This window comes from Vibrio sp. VB16 (genome assembly GCF_015594925.2).
Classification (GTDB): Bacteria; Pseudomonadota; Gammaproteobacteria; order Enterobacterales; family Vibrionaceae; genus Vibrio.
In genome coordinates, this window is sequence record NZ_CP087590.1 from 1,238,019 (window position 1) to 1,263,565 (window position 25,547).

The 25,547-nt window shown below is 42.7% G+C and carries 17 protein-coding genes; 15 read left to right on the forward strand and 2 right to left on the reverse strand.

Annotated features, from left to right (window positions below; all coding sequences use genetic code 11):
- The first annotated feature begins 483 nt into the window (after window positions 1-483).
- From IUZ65_RS05915 to IUZ65_RS05945, 7 genes are all read left to right on the forward strand, one after another.
- On the forward strand, window positions 484-1,488 hold the full coding sequence (locus tag IUZ65_RS05915; protein ID WP_195705014.1) for a LacI family DNA-binding transcriptional regulator: 1,005 nt from the start codon (window positions 484-486) through the stop codon (window positions 1,486-1,488).
- Window positions 1,489-1,505: 17 nt separating this feature from the next.
- Window positions 1,506-2,753, forward strand: coding sequence for an ABC transporter substrate-binding protein (locus IUZ65_RS05920; protein ID WP_195702864.1), 1,248 nt, complete (start codon window positions 1,506-1,508; stop codon window positions 2,751-2,753).
- 80 nt (window positions 2,754-2,833) lie between these two features.
- On the forward strand, window positions 2,834-3,826 hold the full coding sequence (locus IUZ65_RS05925; RefSeq protein ID WP_195705015.1) for a carbohydrate ABC transporter permease: 993 nt from the start codon (window positions 2,834-2,836) through the stop codon (window positions 3,824-3,826).
- Window position 3,827: 1 nt separating this feature from the next.
- The gene (locus IUZ65_RS05930; RefSeq protein WP_195702865.1) at window positions 3,828-4,694 is read left to right on the forward strand and encodes a carbohydrate ABC transporter permease; all 867 of its coding nucleotides are present in this window, start codon (window positions 3,828-3,830) and stop codon (window positions 4,692-4,694) included.
- A 93-nt stretch (window positions 4,695-4,787) separates the two neighbouring features.
- On the forward strand, window positions 4,788-5,879 hold the full coding sequence (locus tag IUZ65_RS05935; protein WP_195702866.1) for an ABC transporter ATP-binding protein: 1,092 nt from the start codon (window positions 4,788-4,790) through the stop codon (window positions 5,877-5,879).
- A 76-nt stretch (window positions 5,880-5,955) separates the two neighbouring features.
- Window positions 5,956-8,367: a GH36-type glycosyl hydrolase domain-containing protein gene (locus IUZ65_RS05940; RefSeq protein ID WP_195702867.1), complete on the forward strand. Its 2,412-nt coding sequence runs from the start codon at window positions 5,956-5,958 to the stop codon at window positions 8,365-8,367.
- An 84-nt stretch (window positions 8,368-8,451) separates the two neighbouring features.
- Window positions 8,452-11,553: a GH116 family glycosyl hydrolase gene (locus IUZ65_RS05945; RefSeq protein ID WP_195705016.1), complete on the forward strand. Its 3,102-nt coding sequence runs from the start codon at window positions 8,452-8,454 to the stop codon at window positions 11,551-11,553.
- A 308-nt stretch (window positions 11,554-11,861) separates the two neighbouring features.
- Here IUZ65_RS05945 and IUZ65_RS05950 read toward each other — a convergent pair whose 3' ends face one another.
- Complete coding sequence (locus IUZ65_RS05950; RefSeq protein WP_195702868.1) at window positions 11,862-12,878, reverse strand: LacI family DNA-binding transcriptional regulator; 1,017 nt, start codon at window positions 12,876-12,878, stop codon at window positions 11,862-11,864.
- A 442-nt stretch (window positions 12,879-13,320) separates the two neighbouring features.
- Here IUZ65_RS05950 and IUZ65_RS05955 point away from each other — a divergent pair, with 442 nt between their 5' ends.
- The 8 genes from IUZ65_RS05955 to udp all read left to right on the forward strand — a co-directional run bounded on the left by IUZ65_RS05955 (window position 13,321) and on the right by udp (window position 24,230).
- Window positions 13,321-15,249, forward strand: a complete 1,929-nt coding sequence (locus IUZ65_RS05955) for a methyl-accepting chemotaxis protein (RefSeq protein WP_195702869.1) — start codon at window positions 13,321-13,323, stop codon at window positions 15,247-15,249.
- 253 nt (window positions 15,250-15,502) lie between these two features.
- Entirely contained in the window at window positions 15,503-15,919 is a 417-nt protein-coding gene (locus IUZ65_RS05960) for a CBS domain-containing protein (RefSeq protein ID WP_195702870.1), read from the forward strand.
- A gap of 70 nt (window positions 15,920-15,989) precedes the next feature.
- Window positions 15,990-17,459 (forward strand): MATE family efflux transporter, encoded by a 1,470-nt coding sequence (locus tag IUZ65_RS05965; RefSeq protein WP_195702871.1) that lies wholly within the window; start codon window positions 15,990-15,992, stop codon window positions 17,457-17,459.
- A gap of 168 nt (window positions 17,460-17,627) precedes the next feature.
- Window positions 17,628-19,046 carry an SLC13 family permease gene (locus IUZ65_RS05970; RefSeq protein ID WP_195702872.1) on the forward strand — a complete coding sequence of 473 codons (1,419 nt, stop codon included), beginning with the start codon at window positions 17,628-17,630 and terminating at the stop codon, window positions 19,044-19,046.
- Between the two features lie 5 nt (window positions 19,047-19,051).
- The gene (locus tag IUZ65_RS05975; protein ID WP_195702873.1) at window positions 19,052-20,377 is read left to right on the forward strand and encodes an ATP-binding protein; all 1,326 of its coding nucleotides are present in this window, start codon (window positions 19,052-19,054) and stop codon (window positions 20,375-20,377) included.
- Window position 20,378: 1 nt separating this feature from the next.
- Window positions 20,379-20,852, forward strand: a complete 474-nt coding sequence (locus tag IUZ65_RS05980; RefSeq protein WP_195702874.1) for a response regulator — start codon at window positions 20,379-20,381, stop codon at window positions 20,850-20,852.
- Between the two features lie 102 nt (window positions 20,853-20,954).
- Window positions 20,955-23,234 (forward strand): zinc/cadmium/mercury/lead-transporting ATPase, encoded by a 2,280-nt coding sequence (locus tag IUZ65_RS05985; RefSeq protein WP_195702875.1) that lies wholly within the window; start codon window positions 20,955-20,957, stop codon window positions 23,232-23,234.
- A gap of 237 nt (window positions 23,235-23,471) precedes the next feature.
- The gene (gene udp / locus IUZ65_RS05990) at window positions 23,472-24,230 is read left to right on the forward strand and encodes a uridine phosphorylase (protein ID WP_195702876.1); all 759 of its coding nucleotides are present in this window, start codon (window positions 23,472-23,474) and stop codon (window positions 24,228-24,230) included.
- 118 nt (window positions 24,231-24,348) lie between these two features.
- Here udp and IUZ65_RS05995 read toward each other — a convergent pair whose 3' ends face one another.
- Window positions 24,349-25,509: a DUF1887 family protein gene (locus IUZ65_RS05995; RefSeq protein ID WP_195702877.1), complete on the reverse strand. Its 1,161-nt coding sequence runs from the start codon at window positions 25,507-25,509 to the stop codon at window positions 24,349-24,351.
- Between the last annotated feature and the right edge of the window lie 38 nt (window positions 25,510-25,547).

Genomic DNA, 25,547 nt, shown 5'->3' on the forward strand with positions numbered 1-25,547 from the left:
TGAGCTTTAGTTGTACCTCGTCGAAAAAACAGTGTTGGATTGCAGTACAAAGTAAATCTCAAGCCTTTTCTAGCAATGATTTGCATATCTCTGGGCGGCAGAACCAGCAGCATATGCTTTGTGAACTCCACACAGTTAAGGGGCACTTTAGTGCCCCATTTTTTGTGCTTCCGAAAGTGAAATCTCTCCGTATTTCTCATGAAACAGAATGATTATCTAATTTTCATTTCTACTTTTTATATGTTAATTGTTTGTTTTTAAGGGGTTTTGTCTATTTTTCGTAAGTTTTATTCGGTGTGAACTCCATGAAACAGTTTCATAGGGGCATGGTTTCCTGTCGGTGTTTTCAAGATTTTGAACCTCCAATTCATCACCTTAATTTCAACGTGACCCAGTTCACGAATTCTCATTTTTATTGCTCTATCATCCGTTACATGAAAGCGGTTTCCAATATGAATACATGACATAAGGAGGGACAAAATGATGGCAACAATTAGAGACGTATCTGAGTTCGCTGGTGTCTCTCAAGCAACAGTATCAAGAGTGGTCAACGGTTCTACCAGAGTAAGCCATGATAAAAAAATGTCGGTAGAAAAAGCGATTAAGAAACTTGGTTATCGCCCAAATTCTATCGCACAGGCATTGGCGTCTAGTCGTACGGGCAGCATTGGAGTCGTCGTTCCTGAACTGGCAGGTTTCTACTCCGGAATGCTTCAAGCAATAGAGGATCAACTGCGTCGTTTTGGTTATCACTTAGTGGTGACGGCAGGTTCCAATGACGAAGAGGGTCAAAAACAAGCGATAGACTTTTTGCTAAGCCGACGTGTCGATGCGCTCATTCTACATACTCAGGATGTTTCTGACGACTATCTAATTGACCTAGAAACTCAGGGTATTCAGTTTGCCCTTGTGAACCGTCTTGTACCAGAACTCAATAATAGCTGTATAGAACTCGATAACGAGCTGGGTGCTAATATTGCGACAAAATACCTTATTGATATGGGGCATCGTGAAATTGCGTGTATTACAGGCCCTCTGTCTAAATCTGATGCGCGAGGTCGTTTACAAGGCTACCGCGATGCACTAGAAGATGCGGGTATTGAATACAGTGAATCACGAGTAGTTGAAGCGGGATTTACCGAAGAAACAGGCGCTAGCGCCATGAATAAGCTTCTTAACCGTGACTGCCGTTTTAGCGCGGTCTTTGCGGCAAATGACCATATGGCTTTTGGCGCTTTTGGAGAGATGAAAAAAGCCAATTTATTGGTCCCTGAAGATGTTTCCCTCATTGGTTTCGACAATATTTTATTTGCTCGTTATCTGACTCCAGGGCTTACAACGATCGATTTTCCAATAGAACAGATGAGTACTGAAGCGGTGCAGTTAATCCTTCAAAAACTCATTAAAAAGAAAACAGAAGTAGATTTTAAACTTTCCCCCTCTTTAGTGATTAGAGAGTCGGTGAAAAAACTCACAGCTAATTTATAATAATGAAGGACTATAAGATGAACCTTAAGACTCTTACCCTATCCAGTGCAGTTGCTTTAGGACTCGCAGCAACAGCAAATGCCTCTGATGCTGATATTCGTTTTGATGGATTTCCAGATTTCGATAGCAGCTTGAAGGTTATCCTTCCTGACTTTGAAAAGCAGACGGGTATCAAAGTAGATTATTTGATGAATAATCACGGCGATCACCACACTAAGTTAACCACTAACTTGGCAACGGGTTCAGGTGCGGGTGATGTTATTGTTGTTGATGTAGAAAAAATCGGTCCTTTCGTTGCTTCTGGCGGGCTTGTTAACCTCTCTGAACAGTATGGTGCAGACAAATATGCTGATAGCTTTGCTCCTTACGCATGGACTCAAGGTAAAGGTGGTGACGGTAATGTTTACGGCATTCCGGTCGACTTAGGTCCTGGTGTGATGTACTACCGCACCGACATTCTTGATAAAGAAGGCGTGAAGCAAGACGCAGTAATTAAAGATTGGGATTCTTACATTGAATACGGTAAGAAATTAAAGCAAGACAATATCTATCTTATCGCTTCAGCGGCAGACGTAGCACAAGCGATTATTTTCACTACTGTTCCTGAAGGTGAAGGTCTTTACTTTGATAAAGATGGTAAACCCGTCGTAACCTCAGAGCGTTTTGTTCACGCATTTGAAGTCGCTAAGCAGATCCGCGACAACGGCTTGGACGCACGTATTACCGCATGGTCAAACGAATGGTATGAGGGCTTCCGCAACGGTACGTTTGCGACCCAGCTTTCTGGCGCATGGCTTCTAGGCCATCTACAAAACTGGATTGCACCAGAAACCAAAGGTAAGTGGGGTGTATCAAACCTTCCCGATGGAATCTATGGTAGTTGGGGTGGTTCATTCTTATCAATTCCGAAGCAATCCGAGAAGCAAGATGAAGCTTGGAAGCTTATTGAATACATGACAACTAATCGTGATGTTCAGCTTAAGCACTTCGAAACAATTACTGCATTCCCTGCAAACATCACAACCTATGATGATGAACTATTTAATGAAGAAGTTGAATTCCTAGGTGGTCAAAAGGCTCGTCAATTGTTTGCTGAAGTTGCGAAGAATATCAAGCCAGTAGAGCCAGGCCGTGGTGACCACGTTGCTCGTTCAATTATCTTAGAAAATGCATTAATGGAAGTACTTGATGAAGGTAAAGACATCAAAACGGCGCTTAGCGAAGCCGAACGTCTAATCCTACGTCGTACCCGTAACCTTAAGTAATTATTAGTAAATTTAAGAGGCGCATTGTCCATTAGAGACAGGCGCCTCTACCTAGTGAGGTCGTTATTATGAGTCAGACAATGAAAGAAACAGTATTGTCGAATCAGGAGGAACTTTCTGAGAAGGAAGGGTTTCTTTCACGGTTAAACGTGAAAGCGCTTACACCGTATGGTTTTCTTCTGCCTTTTTTAATAATTTTTTCTGTTTTTGGTATTTTTCCGCTGCTCTTTTCTGTTTTTCTGTCGTTCCATGCATGGAATCCAGTAGAAGGGATAGCCGCAATGGAATTTGTGGGTTTCGAGAACTACAGCATTGCATTAACAGACCCGTGGCTATGGCGTTCTCTTAAGAATACTTTCTGGCTAGCAATTACCTCTGGTGTTGCACAACATCTTGTTGCGATTCCGGTGGCTTACATCTTAGTTTCTCTAGGGGATAGGTTACGCCACTGGCTGACGTCAGCCTATTTCTTACCGTACATTACGTCAACCGTCGCGGCGTCTCTGATCTTCTTTAACATGTATTCACCGAACTCAGGCGTAATCAACCAAGCATTGATGGGTTTGGCTGACAGTACATTGTTAGGTTGGGCGTTTGCGTGGGTAAACGACTACCAACCAATCCGTTGGTTGGATGATGCCTCATTTATCAAACCATCTATCGCTATCGTTGTATTCTGGAAATATACCGGTTTCAATATCGTGCTTTATACGACAGGGTTAATGACCATACCAAAAGATATCTTAGAGGCAGCAAGAATGGATGGTGCAAATGCACTGCATCGATTTTGGTATGTTTCATTACCGATGATTCGTCCGTTTGTTTTCTTTGCCGTCACGATGACTATCATTGGTAATTTGCAGCTGTTTGAAGAACCGTTTGTATTGACGAAAGGTCTTGGTGGTACAGGGCAAGCTGGCTTAACAATATCTATGTATTTATACAAAGTCGGTTGGGAGTGGCTAGAGATGGGAACGGCATCTGCAATTTCATGGTTGTTATTCGCACTCATTGCATTCTTCACAACGATTCAGTTTGTATTATTTGGTAAAAAAGGCTTAGGGGAGCAATAAAATGAAATTAAGTGCACTAAAGCCAAGTTCTGATGTTTCAGAGCTAATCACAAAAGTTTTATTGGCCGCGCTAGCCACCATTCTTATCGTGTCTGCGTTGATAACTGTATTCCCGTTTTTGTGGTCTGCATTGTTGTCTACTCGTGACCGTTCCGAAATATTTGGCTCTGGCATAAGTCTAATGATGGGCGACAGCCTTGCGATTAACTACGATAAATTATTGGAAATAATGCCATTTTGGCAGGCAATGTTTAACAGTATCTATGTTGCCTTTCTAGGAACGACTATTTCGCTGCTGTTTTGTAGTATGGGTGGGTATGCGTTTGCCGTGTTTAAGTTTAAAGGCAAGAATGTTCTATTTGGTATGTTAGTTGGGTCAATGATGATCCCACCGGTGTTAAGCCTTATACCTTATTTCATGATCGTGAAATTCCTCGGCTTAATGGATAACCATATGGCGGTGTGGTTACCGTTTACTACAACCCCGTTTGGCATCTTCCTAATGCGACAGCATGTTATTGCGTCTATTCCTAAAGAGCTATTGGAAGCCTCTAAGTTGGACGGCGCAGGCGAATTTAGAACCTATTGGAGTGTTGTGCTTCCGTTGATGAGATCGGCGCTTGCGACATTGGCCATCGTTCAGTTTGTATTTTTCTGGAACTCATTCATGCAACCACTTGTTGTGCTTACATCGCCAGAAAATTACGTAATCACGCAGGCATTGCGGAGTGTGCAAGGGATACCAAACACCCCTTGGGGAGCGGTAATGTTAGGTACCACAATCTCGATACTGCCGCTTGTCACCGCTTATCTGTTTGCATCCAAACAGATGATAAGTGGGTTAACTTCTGGCGCAGTGAAAGGGTAATTCTTTACGAATTGAACCCGGACAATGACTAATTAATGCAAGGCGAGTGCAAAGCTCATAGAGAGTGGCACTCGCAGGCGGAGAAATAAAATTATGGCAAATGTAGAATTTAGAAATATCAAAAAATCCTTCGGCGATGTAGAAGTAGTAAAACAGTTTGATTTTGAAGTAGAAGATGGTGAGTTTGTTGTATTTTTAGGGCCATCTGGTTGTGGTAAATCAACCACGCTACGCATGCTTGCGGGCTTAGAGAGCATCACCTCCGGCGAGATTTACGTTGGTGGTAAGTTGATGAACAAGATAGATGCTAAAGATCGTGATTTAGCGATGGTATTTCAAAGCTACGCACTCTACCCACATATGACGGTTTATGAAAATATTGCCTTTGCCCTCAAGCTAAAAGGAATGGCAAAAGCCGATATAGATACGGAGGTTCGCAAAGCAACGAAAATGCTTGAACTTGATCCGCTTTTAGACCGGAAACCAAAAGAACTTTCTGGTGGTCAACGTCAACGTGTGGCAATGGGACGTGCAATGGTACGCACGCCGAAAGTATTCTTGTTTGATGAGCCTTTATCTAACCTAGACGCAAAACTCCGTGGTGTAATGCGTGAAGAAATCAAACATCTTCATCGTGAACTCAAAACAACAACGATATATGTAACGCACGATCAGATTGAAGCAATGACGTTGGCGGATCGTATTGTCATTCTGAAAGATGGTTATGTTGAGCAAGTCGGTACTCCGACAGACGTATTTAAGCGTCCTGCCAATAAGTTTGTGGCTCAATTTATCGGCAACCCATCGATGAACATGTTAGATGCCAATCTTGTTGATACCGATGGCGAATGGGCTATCCAATTAGGTGATATTGTTATCCCGCTGCCTGAGCGATTTAAAACGTTGGCGACCAAGAACCTTGCGTTACACATGGGGATTCGTCCTACCGACCTTCATTTGCGTAGCGAGCAAGTAGAGCATGATCGTGTATTGCCTGTGCCCGTAGTTATTCAAGATAAAGAATTACTTGGCGCAAGCATCTTACTTAAGACGCAGGTTGCGAACCAACAAATGATGGTAGAAACGCAAGCGGCAGCTGTTGATGTGGCAAGTGCTACACTTTACATCGATTTAGATGCGATTCATCTATTCGATGCATTAAGTGGTAAATCACTAGCGGTATAATCTAACTGATACAAAATAATAAAATTAATAAAGGTTTAATAGTGCTGTTGTTTAGGGCAGCACCTAAGGATTTAAAATGAAATTTGGTTTTTTTGACGACAAGAAAAAAGAATATGTAGCCACAACGCCAGTGACGCCGATTAAATGGAGTAACTACGTTGGCACACTAAATTTTGGCGGCATCGTTGATAGCAACGGTGGCGTGCTTCTATGTAAAGGCGATCCTGCTCTAAATCGTATTACCAAATACGTCGCACAGATGCCTAACTCTGACTTTAAGGGCTCCACCTTATATCTAAAAGTTCGTAATAAAGCGGGCGATGTAGAGATCTTCTCGCCGTTTTTTACGCCAACACTAAAGCCGTTAGATAGATTCGAAAATCACACAGGGCTTTCCTATACCACGATCGTCTCTGAAGCGTTCGGTGTACGTAGTGAAGTGACCTTCTTCGTACCGAAAAACGATGAAGTACTCCTGCAAGATATAAAAATAACCAATATCTCTGATGAAGAGTTACATGTTGACGTTGTGCCTGTATTTGAATTTACGCATTTTGATGCACTTAAGCAGTTGCTCAATGCCGATTGGGTTCCTCAAACTATGACGTTGAATGCACACACACAAGATTCTGGTCACGTGGTGCTTGAACAGTATGCCTTCATGAAGCGTGATTACGCCGTTAACTTAATGACTGCAGACCGTGTGGCTACATCATTTGATGGAGATCGCCAGCAGTTTCTCGGTGACTTTGGTTATGGAAGTTGGGCAGCGCCAATGGCTCTGAAAAACGATGAATTAGGAAATACAGAGTGTCTACGCGGCGACAATATTGGCGCGTTAAATCTAAGATTAGGTTGGATTAGCAAGGGTTCAACAGAAAGAACGGTGGTGCAGTTGACTCAAAAAGCGACGCTAAGTGAAGCGACGGAAATGATGGCAAAATATCGCAATCACAGTAATGTCGATAACGCTTTGTCTGAGCTCTCTTCTGATTGGGACGTTTATTTAGATACTCTTCAGGTTAGTACGCCAGATGAGTCGATGAACTCGATGTTAAATATCCACAACCCACGTCAGTGTCATACCACTAAAAATTGGTCTCGTTACCTGTCGTTGTATCAACTTGGTTATGGAGCACGTGGTATTGGCTTCCGTGATTCATCTCAAGACACCCTTGGTGTGATTGCGCATATGCCGGAAGAAGCCCGTGAATTCATCGAACGTTTGCTCTCGGTCCAAAAGCGAAATGGGTCGGCGATGCACCAGTTTTTCCCTTCTACGATGGAAGCCAACGAAGGCGATTCAAGAGAAGAAGAAGACCGTCCTAGTTACTATGGTGATGACCATTTATGGATCATCTACGCGGTAACGCAGTATGTAAAAGAGACGGGGAATAGTGAGTTCTTGAATAAGGTTATCCCTTTCTATGAGAAAGACAGTAAGAATGCGCCTCTAGAGAAAGGAACCGTGTGGAACCATCTATGTCGATCCATTGAATTTACTCGTACCAATACGGGTTCACATGGTTTGCCTTTGCTTGGTTTTGCGGATTGGAACGACACAGTTAACCTACCAACGGGTGCGGAATCACTTATGGTGGCAAACATGTACGGTAAAGCGTTGCTCGATATGCTTGACCTTTGCAAATTGCGACATGAAATACAACTCAGTGAAGAGTTTTCCGCACAATATAAACATATGCAAAAAGTGGTCAATGATCACGGTTGGGATGGCGAATGGTATGTCCGTTATTATGATGAGAATAGCGAGCCGATTGGTTCACATAGTAATGAACAAGGTCAAATATATACAAATGGGCAGAGCTGGCCGGTTATCTCTGAATTTGCTACAGATGAGAGAGCAGAGCAGGCGCTTGATTCTGTTAACAGGAAGCTAAATACGATCAATGGAATTAAGCTCTCTACGCCGGGTTATAATGGGTTCGAACCTCGCTTAGGTGGTGTATCAACCTATCCTCCAGGAGCAAAAGAGAACGGTGGTATTTTCCTACACTCCAACCCTTGGGTGATGATTGCTGAAGCAAAAATGGGCAATGGCGAGCGTGCGTATGAATACTACCGACAGATTAACCCAGCATCAAAAAACGATGATTTGAATACATTTGAAACCGAACCATATTGCTATCCACAAAATATATTAGGTGACGAGCACAAGCAATTTGGTTTAGGTCGAAATGCGTGGCTATCAGGTACCTCAGCGTGGACATATGTTGCAGGTACTCAATGGATACTTGGTGTAAGACCGGAGGTGGATGGTTTGCTTGTCGATCCATGCATTCCAGCTAATTGGCCTGAGTTTACGATGAAACGTAAATTTAGAGGCGCAACGTATTGTATTCATGTATCTAACCCTGATTCTGTTTGTAAAGGTGTTCGCGAAATGCGTGTCGATGGTGAACGAATTGAAGGTAATAAAGCGCCTGTATTCACCACGGGTGAACACAAAATTGACGTAATACTTGGCTAAATAAAATAGGCGCACTTTGTTTTCATTGACCGTGTTTACAATGAACAAAGAGTGCGCTTATCAAATCTAAATTAGGTTTTGATGATGAGAAATACGATTCCATACACAAGTTTTACTGGTGTTTCAGAACAGATTTGTGCACAGGGTAATGCGGTAGAATTTATTCAGCCGTGGTATTCGCCAATTTCGACCACACCGAACAATACTGGTATGGCTGTTGGTGGTATAGGGAGTACCTTTACATTAACCCCTTTAGGTAATACGCCGAGCTTTGCTTTTATCCCCGGCATCTATATTGATAACAACGATAACCAGTTTAACTTTAACGATTTTTTTGTCTCGGTTGCAGATGAACTTAGCACAGACAAACTCGCTATTGCACACCTAGAAAAACTTGCGCAACATCTTCATTTTTATCCCGCCCTTTTCCAGGGGAAGATACTTGACACTTCCACGTCAGAGCGCGCATTAAGCGGGTTAATACAGGCTGTAAAATCGGGTCATTTTTATGCAGAAAACCAACCTCAGTTCGTAAAGTGGGCCATTGAGTTCACCACGAAAACTCAAGCAGAAATAACAGCAGATCCCCACTCTACGAGGACCCAGTTATTGGTTGTCTTAGACTTTTTCAACGGTTTAGTTATCAATAACAGTGCAAAAAGAGTGTCGCTTACTGCTCAGTCGGACCGAAAGGGAATTGACGCTATAGCAGAACGTGAGATTGAGTATCAGGTTCTGTATCCTATGGCTCAGTATCGTTACTCTGCGTTCAGTGAGATTGGCATTCAACGAAAGGTGGTATCACCGATTGTTCGTGGTGATAAAAGACTGTGCTCTTTGCCTATCCACTGGAATGAATTTGAAGTGACGAACTTGTCGGATAAACCTAAGACGGTTACCTTAGTTCAGTCGCTAAAAAACCTTATCGGTTCAACCTATGCCAAGCAGCGGCCAGGTGTTCAGGATTCGGCTTGCACGCTTACGCAAAATCCTGTGAAGCAATCTCATACTGGTTATGAAGTTCAGGTTGGAGAAACGCACGGTTTTTTTGGTGTGAAGCTAGCCAATCAATCACCCTATCAATCCGATGTTGATGGTGAAGTGTTATTTGGCGCTCAGACAGAGCGGTCATTACTGAAAAACCAATCGATTACGGTATCAACAAAGCCATCGGTATATACGGTCAATGAAAACGAAGCTGTAATCGATGCCTTAAATACTGGTCGAGTTAACGCGCATTTCGACAGCGGAATCTACAGTGGACGCGAGGCGCTTTCGGCTTTGGTAACGGTTCAGCTAGATCTGGAACCTAATCAGTCGTTAAGTGTTCGATTTGTTCAAGTAATGGACCACAATAAAATATTGTTGCAAGACTGGCAAAGCGAAAAAGCCTATTGTCAGTTCTATCAAAAAGAGCGCCGTTCTGTTGCTATTATGGAAGAGGTGCTACCAAGTATAGATGCCATTGAACAGCGCATAATCACAGAACAAAGCCATTACCTAGATCAGGCTAAAAAAGCGATAGGGGATAACGCTTCTGCGGTAAGTTTTGCGACCATGGCGATGAATACGTTGTCATTTCTTGCTGAATCGACGGTATGGGATGTGACAGATAAATTCCTAGTGAAAGAGTGTGTAGATTATCCATTTTTCAATTCTCTGGATGTCTATTTTTATGGTTCGTTTTCGCTGCTTTATCTATTACCAGAGCTCGACGGTTGTGTAATGAAAGAGTTTTCCAACGCGATTCTTGCTGAAGATGTAACCAAGCGTCGTTTTTGGGAGTATGAAGACAAACCACATGCAGAGCTTATCGATGCCAAATATGAAGGGGTAAGGGCAATACGTGGTGCGGTGATACATGATCTTGGTAGTCCTTTTGACATTCAACCAGACGCTTATACTTGGCACAATGTAAAAGAGTGGAAGGACCTAGCGCCAAAATATGTGTTAATGGTTTATCGTCATTTCAAGCAAACGAATGATTTTTCTGTTGTTGAATCTTGTTGGCAAGCGGTAAGAGAGAGCATTGAATATCTGACCAATCTGATTGAAGAAGGGGATGTACTGCCACTAACAAGAGGAACAGACGACACCTTTGATAACCTAGCCTCGCATGGCATATCGGTATATTGCGCGAGTCTTTGGGTTGCCGGTCTTTATGCGGGAGCGGAGTTAGCTAAGTTGATGGGCCGAGAAGAACTTGAGATCGAACATAGCGATCTCGCTGACAAAGCGTTGTCAGTTCTAGAGCAAGGGCTATGGGATGAGCAAAAAGGGTATTTTCACTTTTATATTACTCCAATTCAAACTAAACACTTAACGGGAACAGGTTTTCAAGAACTGGCGACGATTGGATTACATCTAACAGGAAACCGTGTAGTAGATAAAGATATACTAAATGAGTATCTTGATGGTGTACAAGCGAACCTAAATGAGAGCAAAGTACAATCGAGATACCAAGCTAAACGGCTTCTGGTAGACATCGCTCCGCTCGCGTTTAGTAGTGAATATAATACCATTATCGAGATGGACTCGGATAATAGTTTTGGGGACGCGTTACTTGCGGACAGTTACCTCAAGTTATTGGGTCTAAATGGTTTGTTTAGTCAAGATAAAGTCGAACGAGCCTTAGATTATGTTTACGAGACGAACTATAAAATAAACAGCCCTAAACTTGGTATCGCCAATATGACCTTGGAAAACGGCATGCCGCATGACGCATTTCAGGCTCAAGACGTCTGGATAGGAGTGCAGTTTAGTGTCGCTTCAGCTCTAAGACTTAGCGGTAAAAATGATCAAGCCGTTGAATTGATGGATACTGTCTATGACGCTCTATATCATCAATCAAAAATTCCATTTGCCGCACCAGAAGGATTTAATTGTTCTGTGACTGTATCAGCAGATGATTTGGTTTCTGAGTTTTCAATTTCTAGTACAGTGGCGAATGAGTGGCACACCCAGTTATGTAAAACGGAATGCTTGCTAACGGATCGACGAGTAAATCCATTTATTACTTCTGAAATAGAGACATTTACTAAGTTGGTCGCCCCAATCATTGACTCGGGACATGTGGCGAGTTTGCATGTTTGGTTACAGAATACGGGATTGAAATATACAGCAGGGCGTTACTTCAGACCGGGGATGATATTTGCGTATTTACCAGAAGCATTGCAACAAAGATAAACGACGTAAGTATCTAAGTTTTTGTTAAGTGAAAGCAAATTCTGTTGATTAAAATACCACCAAATATGGTGTAATACCGCTCACTGAAAGCTGCCAAATCTCGTCATTCCCATGAAAACCAACGTCATCCCCATGAAAATGGGGATCTAAAATCACCAAGATTCCCGTTTTTACGGGAATGGCGGCGAATTACTGAATACCTTGTCTTAATTGACCAGCATTACCGATTAAGGTGGTGCTTTTTTAATACAAATCTGGGAAGTTAGCGTTAGCGAGTCACAAACTTGCTAGCGCTAACATTTGCTCGTTTAACTTCTTAAGGACCGAGTTGTCTGACGTACAATCAAATCTATCGGTGGCAACCTATCTTCATGCCGATCCCCGCTTAAGAAATTTAAGATTGAGTTGGCAGAAACGGTGCCAATCTCTTCTATTGGTTGCCTTAATGTGGTTAAGCCCGGCGTGAAGTATTGCGAGGTAGGTAAATCATCCAAACCAATCACTGAGATATCATCAGGTACGCTAAGACCGTGATCATGGATGGCTTTAATTACACCATATGCACTGAGATCATTCGCGGCGAATATTGCCGTGACTTTGGCTTTATCATCGTTGAGTAATTCAACCGTTTGCTTATAAGCGAGAGCCGAACTAAAATCTCCTTGTTTGATTAGCCTTTGGTTCGGTCTTAGTCCGGCTTCTTTCAAGGCTCTTTTATACCCATCAAATCGATGCAATGAGTCAGGTTGAGACGCCAGTCCCTTTATGTGTCCAATGTTTGAATGACCAAGCTGAAGCAGGTGAAGTGTTGCCATATATCCTGCTAACTCGTTATCAATATTAATACAGCGTATTTTGCTTGCTTTTACATCATAACCTACGGCAACGATAGGTATTTCATTTGAAAATTCAATAAGTTGGTTGTTTGTTAAGTTACCAGTGACGATAATAAGACCATCAATATTTTGCTGTTTTAAGCTTGCTAATGCATAGGTTTCAAGTTTCTTATCCCAGTGACCAGAGGCAATAGTTAACTGATATCCCTGCGAAATAAGTACTTTTTCCATATCGTTTAAAATTTGGCTGGTGAACGGACTATCGGGATGCTGAACGAGAGCCCCAATCGTCATCGAACGACGATTGCCTGTAATTGCAGGTTGATAAACGGGTTTGTAATCTAATGCGTTGATGGCATCTTCAATCTTGTGGCTTTTTTCATCTGAAACAAACGTCGTTCTATTTAAAAATCGAGAAACAGTGGCAGGCGATACGCCGGCAAGTTTAGCTACATCGTATACGGTAGCGGTTTCTTTTTTCTTTCTCATAATAAATAACCTAATTAAAGTGTTCACTTATGAATTACCGTTGATTATTTTATCATAAAGCATTCAAAATTGGGAAAAAATACATTGAACAAACGTTCATTTTTGGAGTGCTAGGCTTAACAAATTTTTGCGTTATGTGACGTGTTCATATTTTTTATCACCCCATTATGAAACCGTTTTCTTAGCGAGTGTTAGCATGTGTGCTTAATTTTTTAACCTTATGTATTTAAGCTGTTTTTTTCTATATCTTACGTGTGTAGTCTTGAGGTATGACAGTTTTGTTTCATAGATTTTTTGAGTGACCATTCTGTGAGCATTGATATGGAAAGTAGACGTGGTTTTATGGGGTAATAGTGTAAATATTTATCGTCGAGTTATAAAAGTGAAAAGTTTATCTATTGTATCTAGGATATATCTAGGGTTCGTATTATTGATATCAATTATGGTATTAATATCGTGGTTTAGTTTGGGTTTAATCAAAGGGTCAGCGGACAGAATGGAGATGATTAATAATGAATCCACGCCTTTAGTCGTACATTCAAGCCAATTGAAAGTGGCCTTGCTCAATATTAATCGCAGTTTAACGCCTTACTTATTCATTTCTTATATTGATGAATTAGAGCAAGCGAATAAAGCGATTGAATCGTCGGTTAGCAATTATCACAATGAATTGCAATGGTTCATTCAGCATGCTGATGTAAATAGTGAACTTAATCAATATGTTGATGCTATTTCATCGAGTAGTAAATGGGTTGTTGAACAACTTAATGATGTAACGACGACTCACGCTCAATTTATCGATATCAACGAACAAAGCCTGTATGCACAATCTGATGCGGCAATGCTATTACAGCAGGTGAGCAATGAATTACAAGCCCAATCATCTCGTTCAGGGGCAGACAAGACAGTAATAGAACAATTGCAGAGCCAAGTAAGCTTGATTGAATCTCAATCGAAGGTTATTTTTTCGTTAAAAGACCCAATAGAACTTAAACCTGAGACGAAAAATTTTAAACGAAGAGAACAGGTATACTCAGAATTGTTACGGAAGGTTCAAGATAATAACCCTGAGATGTATTCAAATCTTAAAGGGGGGTTGAATGCAGTTCAATCATTGGTTTTCTCTGATACTGGCGCGGTTACCCTCTATCTTCAGTCGATGGAGTTGAATAATCATACTCATTCTCTACGGTTAGAACTAGAAACAGAGTTAGATAATCAATTAAAGGAAATTGAAACAATGGCAATATTTGCCACAAATAACGCCAATTCTTTGTTTGAAATATCGAAGCGCCAACTTAAGCAGTCGACTATCTCCATTATTGCGGCAGTGTTGACCGCGACATCGTTAGCGTGTGCTATCGGTTGGATTGTCGCGCGGTCAATCAAGGTGCCGAGTAAACAAATAAACGGTGCTTTGGATGACGTAGCCAATAAAAACCTTGCAGTACGAGTGCATTATCACGCTCACAATGAGTTAGGGCAGGTCGCTAGCAAGGTTAATTTGATGATTGAGCAACTATCAATGGTTATAAATCAATTGAGTTTGTCATCGAATAATCTCAATGGGGCATCGATAGAAAACCAGACAACGAGTGACAGCCTTAGCTCTGCGATCGAAGAGCAAACGGCGCAAATCTTACAAGTGGCTTCCGCAATGGAAGAGATAGAACACGCGGTAGTTGAGATTGCAAACGCTTCGAATGACTCTTTTAACTTGGTAACCAATGCGGTTGCCTGTTCGGATAAAGGTAAGGCGTTAATGGACGTTAACGTTCAACTAATTGAGCAACTTTCGGTTCAATTAGCGAGTTCGGCAGAAAGCATCCAACAATTGGAAATGGAGAGTGCAAGTATAGGTTCGATACTTGATGTCATTTCAAATATTTCAGAGCAGACCAATTTATTGGCTTTGAACGCGGCGATAGAGGCGGCAAGAGCGGGGGAACAAGGACGAGGCTTTGCGGTTGTGGCTGACGAGGTGCGAGTACTTGCCTCGAAGACGACAAGCTCGACGGTAGAAATAAAACGAAAAATAGATTCTTTAAAGAAAAGTGCCGAGATCACTGTATCCAAAATTGCGGCGTGTAGTGATTATATGAACGAGTACAGTGGACATGCCGATGGGGTAAATTTGGCGCTATCTGAGGTGCATCAATTTCTAGGTAAAATAGAAGAGAGTAGTCATCAGATCGCGGCCGCGACGAACCAACATAAACTCGCCGCGACAGAGGTTACTACAAACGTTGCTCATATCCACGGATTAGCACAAGACACGACCCAGAGTGCACATAGTTTAGTTTTATTAAGTGAGAAATTAGAAAACATGGCTGAACAGCAATCTAATTTAACAAAATCGTTTCACTTATAGCGAAGTTTTCATTTTTATTGGGCTTAGATAAAGCGTAAAAACCCCGATTTTTAAAGGGTTACAAGTACGTTATAACCAAGTAGTACCTCTTAATAGTTATTTCTTATTGAATAAATTGGTGTTATCTATTTGTAAAATCAGTAAATTAGGTAACAATATAGTTTATAGGTTGAAAGATGTTATTCGCTAGTTTCGGTTAATCAATACGAGCTTCCGGATAGATACATGCTAGATAGGTTTGAGGAGATAAGTAATGGAAACACTAAAAGTTAAAGACTACATGGATAATCACGCGGTTAAATTTAGCCCTGAAATGTCTCTTTCTGCCGCGCTAGATAAAGTCATGAAATCAAACCATATGGGTGGTCCTGTTGTAGACGCCGATGGAAAGGTTATAGGATTCATTTCAGAGCAGGATTTATTAGCGAATTTGATGAAGGTAGCGTATACCAGCCAAGAAACGCATATTGTTAGTGATTGCATGTACAAAGAGGTTCTTTCTGTTAGTCCAGATCTCGGTATATTTGAATTGGCGGCGATGATGAAAGTCGGAAAACCGAAAGTTTATCCTGTTGTAGACAAAGGGAAGTTACTCGGAATTATTACGCGGCGCGATGTGTTAACCGCGATTGGTAAGGCGTTAGAGACGAGTTTCAAAAATCAGCTTTAAAGGTATAAAAAAACAAAAGGCGCATTAAGCGCCTTTTGTTTTTTTGATATGAACGTAAAAAGGAAGACGAATGAGTACACAAACCGCGAAATTTGTTGAAGGTTCAACGATGAGACATATTTTGGTGATGTCTGGAACCGCTTCAATAGGTTTAATGGCGTTGTTTGTGGTTGACCTGATGGATATGTTGTTTATCAGTATGTTAGGTCAGGTAGAGTTGGCGGCAGCGGTAGGGTTTGCGGGCACATTAACCTTTTTCTCTACCTCGGTTTCTATTGGTTCTTCTATTGCTATGGGGGCGCTCGTCTCTAAAGCGTTAGGGGCCAAAAAACGGCAATATGCCAGGCAGATAGCCGCGAGCACGCTGGTGGTCGCTTTTGTCATAAGCGTTGTCGTAACCAGTATTATGTTCGTTAATATATCTGAATTGTTGGCTGCCATCGGGGCGACAGGCTTTGCGGCAGAACGTGCAGAAGCTTACTTGCAGATTCTGTTGCCGAGTAGTCCATTTATAGCATTGGCTATGGTTGCAGGCGCCGGGCTGCGTGCCGTCGGAGACGCAAAGCGCTCGATGTGGGCAACGTTAGCTGGTGGGATAATCAACGCCATTTTAGATCCTTTGTTTATCTTCGGTTTCGGTTGGAATGTAGAGGGCGCTGCCGCCGCGTCAGTAGTGGCACGTTTTACTGTGCTTGTTTTTTCGATGGTTCCTTTGGTTCGAATTCATGATCTCGTTGGGCGACCTCAGTTTGGGATAGTGAAAGAGCATCTACCGACAATATTGGCTATCGCTTTACCTGCTATTATAACCAATACGGCAACCCCCATTGGTAACGCGATTGTCACCACAAACATTGCCCAATTTGGCGAGAACTTCGTAGCAGGCTTTGCCGTAATCGGCCGCATAATGCCGGTTGCGTTTGCTGTGATCTTTGCGCTTTCAGGCGCGGTAGGGCCCATTATTGGTCAAAATTACGGTGCAGGGCGTTTAGATAGAGTGAAAGAGACGCTTTATAACGCCCTTATTTTTGTCACTATTTATTGTATATCGGTTACCGCTATTCTTTATATGGCCCAGGGCTTGATTATTTCAAGTTTTTCTTTAACTGGAGATGCAGCGATATTGGTTTCTGCATTCTGTTCCTTTGTTGCCTTAACGTTCGTATTCAATGGGGCGTTATTTGTCGCTAACGCGTCGTTCAATAATTTGGGTAAACCTTTCTATTCAACCAGTTTAAATCTAGGTAAAGCGACCTTAGGTACGTTGCCGTTTGTGTACTTTGGCGCGCAGTGGTTTGGCGCTCTTGGGGTCATTTATGGCCAAGCCGCAGGGAGTATTTTATTTGGTATTATCGGAATCATCGTTTTACGTAAACATATTGGTGATTTGATGACCGATGTTATCGTCGATGTTGATGTGATCGACCCCGCAGTGAAGTGCGTTACAATGACGCCATTTAGCTCGACGGATGTGGTCGCTGCTGAAGAACTTCCTGTCCAACAGTTTGATTTAGTGTCAAGAAATCAAAATGTAAACTGACGTGTGTCATGATATATATGTTTTTTAATGATTTTTATTGTTGAATTGTAGGAAGTTTGATCTACGACTACAAATTGAGTTGAGGAATTGCCACATAATGAACACAGATTGATCGGCGCCAGCCGGTCTTAATTTTTGGAATCTGTAAGATGGAATTGTAACCACTCTATGCGACAATATATGAAGTATCTCATCCCCTTGATCATCCCTCTATTTATTTTAGTTTTACCTTTATCAGCATTTCCTTTTGACGGTATGACAATCATTCAACAGCGTGTAATTGCGATCTTTTTACTTGCTGCTTTGTGCTGGGTTTTCGAACCAATCCCTATCTACGCAACCTCGGTTGTGATTATTGTTCTAGAGTTATTGTTGCTTTCAAATAAGGGCATTATCTTTTTTCGTCTTGGAGAAGGAACACCAGAGTTTGGAACACTACTGAGCTACAAAGACATTATGGCTACGTTTGCTAGCCCAATAATTATGCTCTTTTTAGGTGGTTTTTTTCTCGCTATGGCCGCCACCAAATATCGTCTAGATGTCAACCTAGCTCGTGTGTTGCTTAAGCCGTTTGGCTCAGATCCTAAGTATGTAATGCTTGGTCTGATGCTTATAACTGGCATCTTCTCCATGTTCATGTCTAATACGGCGACCACGGCGATGATGTTATCTATTCTAACGCCTGTTATTGCTGTTTTTAGTCGAAATGACCCAGGTCGAATCGCCTTTGCACTTTGTATTCCGGTTGCCGCTAATATCGGTGGTATCGGTACGCCTATTGGTACCCCACCTAACGCTATTGCACTTAAATACTTGGTCGGTGACAACCTGATCACATTTGGCGAATGGATGACATTTGGTGTACCGTTCGTCATCATTATGATGGCACTGGCTTGGTTCTTAATTAATAAACTTTATGGTGCGGATACCAAGTCGATCGATTTGAATATCAAAGGTAAATTCCTTAAAACACCAAAAGCGATCACGGTATATATTACGTTTGGTACAACAATTGTGCTTTGGTTAATGGGCTCTTCTCACGGAATGAACTCTTATACTGTTGCCTTGATTCCCGTCGCGATTTTCTCGATTACCGGCATTATCAATAAAGAAGATCTTAAGAAAATTTCATGGGATGTTTTATGGTTGGTATCCGGTGGTATTGCATTAGGTCTTGCCTTAGATAAGACGGGTCTTGCTAGGCTTATGGTGCACAGTATTCCGTTTGATGAATACTCACCATATATTGTCCTATTCGGCGCGGCATTCCTCTGTTTGACTATGGCAAACTTCATGTCACATACGGCAACTGCTAACTTGTTGATGCCAATCATGGCAGCACTGGGTGCTTCAATGACTTCTCTCGCACCATTGGGTGGACAGATGACATTGATCCTCGTCGTCACGTTTGCGGCTTCGTTAGGGATGTCTTTACCTATTAGTACTCCACCAAACGCATTAGCTCATGCAACGGGTAACGTTGAAAGTGGCCAGATGGCGAAAGTGGGCGTGATAATGGGTGTGATTGGTGTCCTGGGCAGCTTTGTTTTGGTCTGGATACTCAACGTCGTTGGTTTTATCGGATAACCTATATGGATACAGAAAAGCTCACCCGTTTGGTCAGATGTTACTTTAGCCAACCTGAAAGGAGGCTAACGGTCGCTGCGGGTCGATCCATCATATTGCAAGGTGGTGATAATGAGCGACTGTATTATGTCTGGAAAGGAGAGATTGAAGGCTACATTGTTGATGAAGAGAGCGAAAGAGAAACGAAGATCTTTAATGGAACCGAAGGTGCCTTTTTAGGGGTCCACAGTTTTTTCTCTGAAACACTCATTGCTTCTTCAACGGTTGTCGCTAAAACCGATGTCGAACTTGCTTGGATAGATGGGCAGACGCGGGCGGTAGAGCCAGAATATTATGGTCCGTTAGCGGCTCAATTTACGCCCGTTATTGTGAGTGAATTATCGCGTCGACAGATGAGAGCAATACGGGAATCTATCGCCAAAGAAGAGGCATTGCAAAAGCTATATACCGCTGAGCAAATGACCACATTAGGACAGCTTGCGGCAGGTATCGCGCATGAGCTTAATAATGCCGTCGGCGTATTGAGCAGTAAGACCGAGCGGATGCAGTCGGTGATCTCTCAGTTGATGGAAGAACTTCACCCTGAGGCGAGCGTCTTTTTGGAGCAAGGGTTATTGCAAGGGCAGGTCGCGAGTTCTTCGGAGATCCGTAAACGTGCTAGAGAACTTGAATCAGAATTGGGTTTATCCCGTGATCTCTCCAAATCTTTAGCTCGAGCGGTACCGAGAGGTGAAATACCCAAACAGTGGCTAGAGAACCCGAACGAAGCCATACGTTATTGGAAAGTCGGTCGCGACTTACACGATATGCGATTAGCCGCAAGGCACTCAGTGGGTATAGTTAAGTCGGTGAAGCAACTCGGTCGCTCGGATATTGATACCGATGAGTGGTTGGATGTAAACGAGTCGATTAACAAAGCTATCGCTTTATTACAAAGCGATTTACGGAGAGTGTCAGTGCATCTAAGTCCTGCCAATCTTCCGAAATTTAAAGGTTCGTCTACTGAATTGGTTCAGATTTGGGCGAATATTATGAAAAATGCCTGTGATGCAATGGAAGATACGGCGGAGCCAGCTATTGAGATTGCCACACGGTATACAAACAAACGGATTCTTGTCACGATTTCCAATAATGGCCCTGAAATTGATGAATTAACGCGACGTCAGATTTTTCAGCCAAACTTCACTACCAAGAAAGGTGGACTCTCTTTTGGCTTAGGGCTTGGACTTTCAATCGTGAAAAGAATAGTAAGTGGTTATGGTGGAACTATTGCTGTGAAAAGCGGTTCGGAAAAAACCATTTTTAGAATTAAATTGCCAGTCGAGGAATAATATGGAGAAGTTAAACCTGATCTGTGTAGATGACCAACGTGAAGTATTGAGCGCGGTACTACAAGATCTAGAACCACTTAGTACTTGGTTAAACATAGAAGATTGCGAATCAGCAGCTGAAGCTCTCGAATTGATGGATGATTTTGACGCGGAAGGCGAATTTGTCGCCTTGATTATCTCTGATCACGTTATGCCGGGTAAAACCGGGGTGGAGTTGTTGACTGAAATCTCCCAAGACGGTCGTTTTTCAACAACAAAAAAAATCTTGCTGACCGGACAAGCGACGCATCAAGATACCATCACTGCTATTAATCTTGCTCGTATCGAGAGTTATTTTGAAAAGCCTTGGAATGCGGAAGTTTTACGCGAACGCGCAAGAACACTGGTCACAGAGTTTATATTTGACCAAGGATTGGACTACACCGACTATCAGGGTAATTTAGACCAAAATGTGGTTTTAGCTCGCCTTCGTTAAATTTATGAAATCAAAGCTTGACCTTGGAGTTAACTCCAAGGTTTATGCTTGTTGGTATCTTAACAAAAGTCATTTACACCAAATGGTGATAAAGGAGATACCATGTGTACTAAACACAAAGGCTGCCAATCAAAGGCAACCGCTCAGAATATCAGTAGCACTAGCTGCTCTACTCCAATGATTACCCAGATAAAAGCCATCGGTGGCGAAAATGAAGGCTGCTGTAGCGGTGAATCTGGTACTTGCAGTAGTGGTTCTGACCCTTCAGAGGAAAGTGACCCCTCAGGTTTACAAGCCCTTTTTACTCAAAGCTGGAAAATTGCAGGGATGGACTGCCCATCCTGTGCTCGAAAAATTGAAATGGCGGTTAGCAATATTTCCGGTGTTAGCGATGTTAAAGTACTATTTGCTACTGAAAAACTCGTCGTTAAATACGATAATGCGGCGCTGGCTCAAACCATCGAATCTGTCGCGCTAAAGACCGGTTTCCCGTTAAATCTATATACCTCTCAACCTACTACAGACGATGATTTCAGTCTGCGCGGCCTATTCAAACAAAATATCAAAGTTATCTCTCTTGCGATCGCGATGCTTATCTCTTTTGCATTACAACCACTTCTACCTCAATTCAGTGAGTGGTCTTTTGTTGCAATTTGTTTGTTAGGGTTGGTACCTATCGGTAAAAAAGCGATGATACTAGCGAGATCTGGTACTCCGTTTTCAATTGAAACGCTGATGAGTGTCGCTGCAATTGGGGCTCTGTATCTAGGTGAAACGATTGAAGCGGCAATGGTTTTACTGTTGTTTTTACTTGGAGAAAAACTCGAAGCCTACGCCTCTTCAAGGGCAAGAAGTGGGGTAAAGTCTTTAATGGCTTTGGTTCCTGAAGACGCGGTAAAGATTGTGGAAGGAGAACGGGTTCACGTCTCAGTTAGTGAATTAAATCCCGAAGACATTATTGAGGTCTCTCCTGGCTCTCGGCTTCCTGCTGATGGGGTGATCCTAACCTCGGCCAGTTTCGATGAAAGTGCGTTAACGGGGGAGTCACTTCCGGTAGAACATCTAGTAGACGACCAGGTTCTTGCTGGCTCTGTCGTCGTCGATAAAGTGGTTCGCTTGCGGGTTACCTCTAAGCAAGGTGAAAACGCCATTGATCGCATACTGCACCTAATCGAACAAGCAGAGTCGCACAAAGCGCCACTTGAACGTTTTCTCGATAGATTCAGTCGTTGGTATACCCCTGCCATGATGGCTTTAGCATTATTGGTCATTATTACTCCTCCGCTTCTGCTTGAGCAGCCTTGGGAGACATGGGTATACCGAGGCCTTGCTTTACTGCTTATAGCTTGTCCTTGTGCGTTGGTTATCTCTACGCCTGCTGCCATAACTTCTGGGTTAGCGGTTGCCGCTAAACGTGGGGCGTTAATAAAAGGTGGAGCAGCACTCGAGCAACTAGGACGCATAGAAACAGTCGCTTTTGACAAAACGGGTACACTGACCAAAGGTAAACCGAAAGTGACGGACGTTTTGCCGTTAGGGAATATAACGAAAGAACGCTTGCTCGCGCTAACCGCATCCATCGAATTAGGTTCAAGCCACCCATTAGCGAAGTCGTTAGTGGCTTACGTTAAGAGTCAACATATCACCATATCGGAAGCGACCGAGAAAACGGCTATTGCGGGTATTGGTGTTTCTGGAATCATTGCGGGCGTTAACTATAGTATAAGCGCGCCAAGCAAAGTTAACGTGCCGATATCGACGGAGATAGAGCAACACGTTGCTCGTCTAGAGAGTGTAGGTAAAACAACGGTTCTAGTCTTGGAGGCGTCGAAGGTGATTGGCATTCTTGCATGGCAAGATACCCTGCGTGAGGATGCGAAAGACGCGATAGATAAGCTACACAAACTAGGTATCAGTACGTTAATGCTTACAGGCGACAATGCGCGAAGTGCAAAAGGTATTGCTGACAAGATTGGTGTTGTATACGAGGCGGGTCTGCTTCCTGAAGATAAAGTGGATTTTGTTCAGCAGCTTGCGAAAACGAAGCATGTTGCGATGGTTGGCGATGGTATCAATGACGCGCCAGCCATGAAAGCGGCGTCAATCGGTATTGCGATGGGCAGCGGCACCGATGTTGCTCTGGAAGCGGCAGATTCGGCCTTGACCCATAACCGTCTGACGGATGTAGCAGAAATCATTATTCTTTCGAAAGCAACATTGGCAAATATTCGTCAAAATATCGCTTTGGCATTAGGGTTAAAAGCTGTGTTTTTGGTGACGAGCCTTCTGGGTATTACTGGATTATGGTTGGCGGTATTGGCAGACAGTGGTGCGACATTATTAGTAACAGCAAATGCTTTAAGATTGTTGAGGTTGAAATAGTGGCATTTGGACAGGATAAATTTCAGATGCTTGCTATTCTTTTAATTGAACGAATTCCATTCAAAAGCGTAGAAAAACGTGATGCCAATCGGTTTTCTATGTAATGGATAGTGTAATGTAAGTTTATATTGTGATTGCGATCACTCTATGGGTGGCATTTGTTCGCTACAGTTTGTCTGTCAACTTCACCCATATTCTGGATTAGCAAAATGCTGAGTCCACATTAAGGAGCCATCTATGTCTCAACCTGTTTTTCACCTTGGTATTACTGCGGCCGATCTTAAAGGCGCAACTGTCGCTATTATTCCTGGTGATCCAGATCGCGTGCCAAAAATTGCCGCTGAAATGGATAATGCAGTACAACTTTCAAGCCACCGTGAATACAATGTTTACTTGGCAGAATTAGATGGCACACCTGTTGTAGTTTGTTCTACGGGTATTGGCGGTCCTTCTACTTCTATTGCAGTTGAAGAACTTGCGCAATGTGGTGTACGTACATTCTTACGCGTGGGTACGACTGGTGCTATTCAATCAGATGTAAACGTCGGAGATATGATTGTTTCTACTGGTTCCGTTCGTTTAGATGGCGCTAGTTTGCATTTTGCTCCGCTAGAGTTTCCAGCCGTTGCAAACTTTGAAGTTGCAACTGCAATGAAAGAAGCGGTAGAAGAGTCGGGCGCGAAAGTGCACATGGGCGTAACGGCGTCGAGTGATACTTTCTATCCAGGACAAGAGCGTTACGATACGTTCTCTGGTCGTGTTGTTAAGCGTTTCCAAGGTTCAATGCAAGAGTGGCAAGACATGGGGGTTCTAAATTTCGAAATGGAATCTGCAACACTATTTACAATGTGTGCGAGCTCTGGTCTTAAAGCTGGCTGTGTTGCGGGTGTTATAATCAACCGTACTCAGAAAGAGATTCCTGATCATGCAACGCTTAAAGAAACTGAGACTCGTTCTATTCAGGTCGTTATTGCTGCTGCGCGTAAAATGCTTTAATTATTGATCGGTTGCTCTTGTCATTTTAGGAGCAACGTTGCTTAATAATAAAAATCCCGAATACATTCAGTATTCGGGATTTTTTGTTGTCAGTCTTATCTAAAATTGCAGCCCAACATCACAATTCATCGTGACCACCTGCATCAGCGAACCAGAGAGTTAGGTGTTTTTTCAGGTCCTTCAGTTCATCAGGACCGATAAGTGCTAACCCTAAGTCTTCCGCACGAGTGATATCGTTGTGTCTTAGTGGACGGAAGCTAACTAACATCGCTCGAGCTTGTAAGCCACCCAATAAATCTCTCAAGGACTCGAGTTTGTAAAGAGTATCGTCACCGTCGTCGCGCATGCCCTTTGTTTTGCACTCTATTATATGCAGTTTGTTGTTCACAACAGTAGCTACATCGAGCTCATTTCGGACTTCACGTTCACCTAACTGGCGATACACCTGAACATTGAGAGAATGGTCTTGAATGGTTGGTAGTTCATCTTGAATTTGCTTAACGGTGCTATGGACCAGTGTTTCAAGCCACTCTCCATTAGAAAATCGCCTTGCGTCTTCGCTCGCAAATTTGAGAATTCCATTTTGATAGGTTGCAAGCTGTGTGTCCACAAGGTCGGAGAGAAGCATATTCACTTCGCGATAGCTTTGCTGTTTTTCGGTTAAACTCACCTCTAATTTTTGCTCTTTACGACACGTTGTTGCCAAGTAGTTGAGTGTCGCGAGTCCAGGGCCAAGTTCGAGGGCATTGCCTGCCCACCTTTGTCCGAGTTCATAGAGTTGTTGATCGAGTTGATCCGGCAAGTCATGTTCGTTAAATTCAGCCCGCGCACCAAAAATAGTTAGATAGTCAGCAATCGTGATATGGTCTTCTAGTTGAGCATCTTTGTTTTCTTCCGGATAAATCCAGCAAATCTTATCGCTGTTTGGTTCAACAACGAAGATCTCCCAAGCATTGCGTCGAAACATCTCATAAACAGGCAATAGGCGATGACGCAAACCACAACTGGCGTTGAGCTTTAGCTCTTTGCCACGTTGACGAAGATTTGTTTCTAGTTGATGTATCGCTTGTCTAATCAAAGGTGTGTCAGCGATTGATGTTATTTCAAAAAATTCGGTTTCAATATTTCGTTTGTCTAAAACGTATTTGAGCCTCTGAAACATTGTCTTTTGGTTTTTGTCCCCAATAAAGATGATGTGCTCGCAGATTGCTCTATTATCAAAAAGCGGCGTGATTAAGCGGATGGGATCTCGATCAATAATACCAACGTGAATGGCCATTTAACGTCCTTACTAATTATAAGTATTGGCCGGCATTA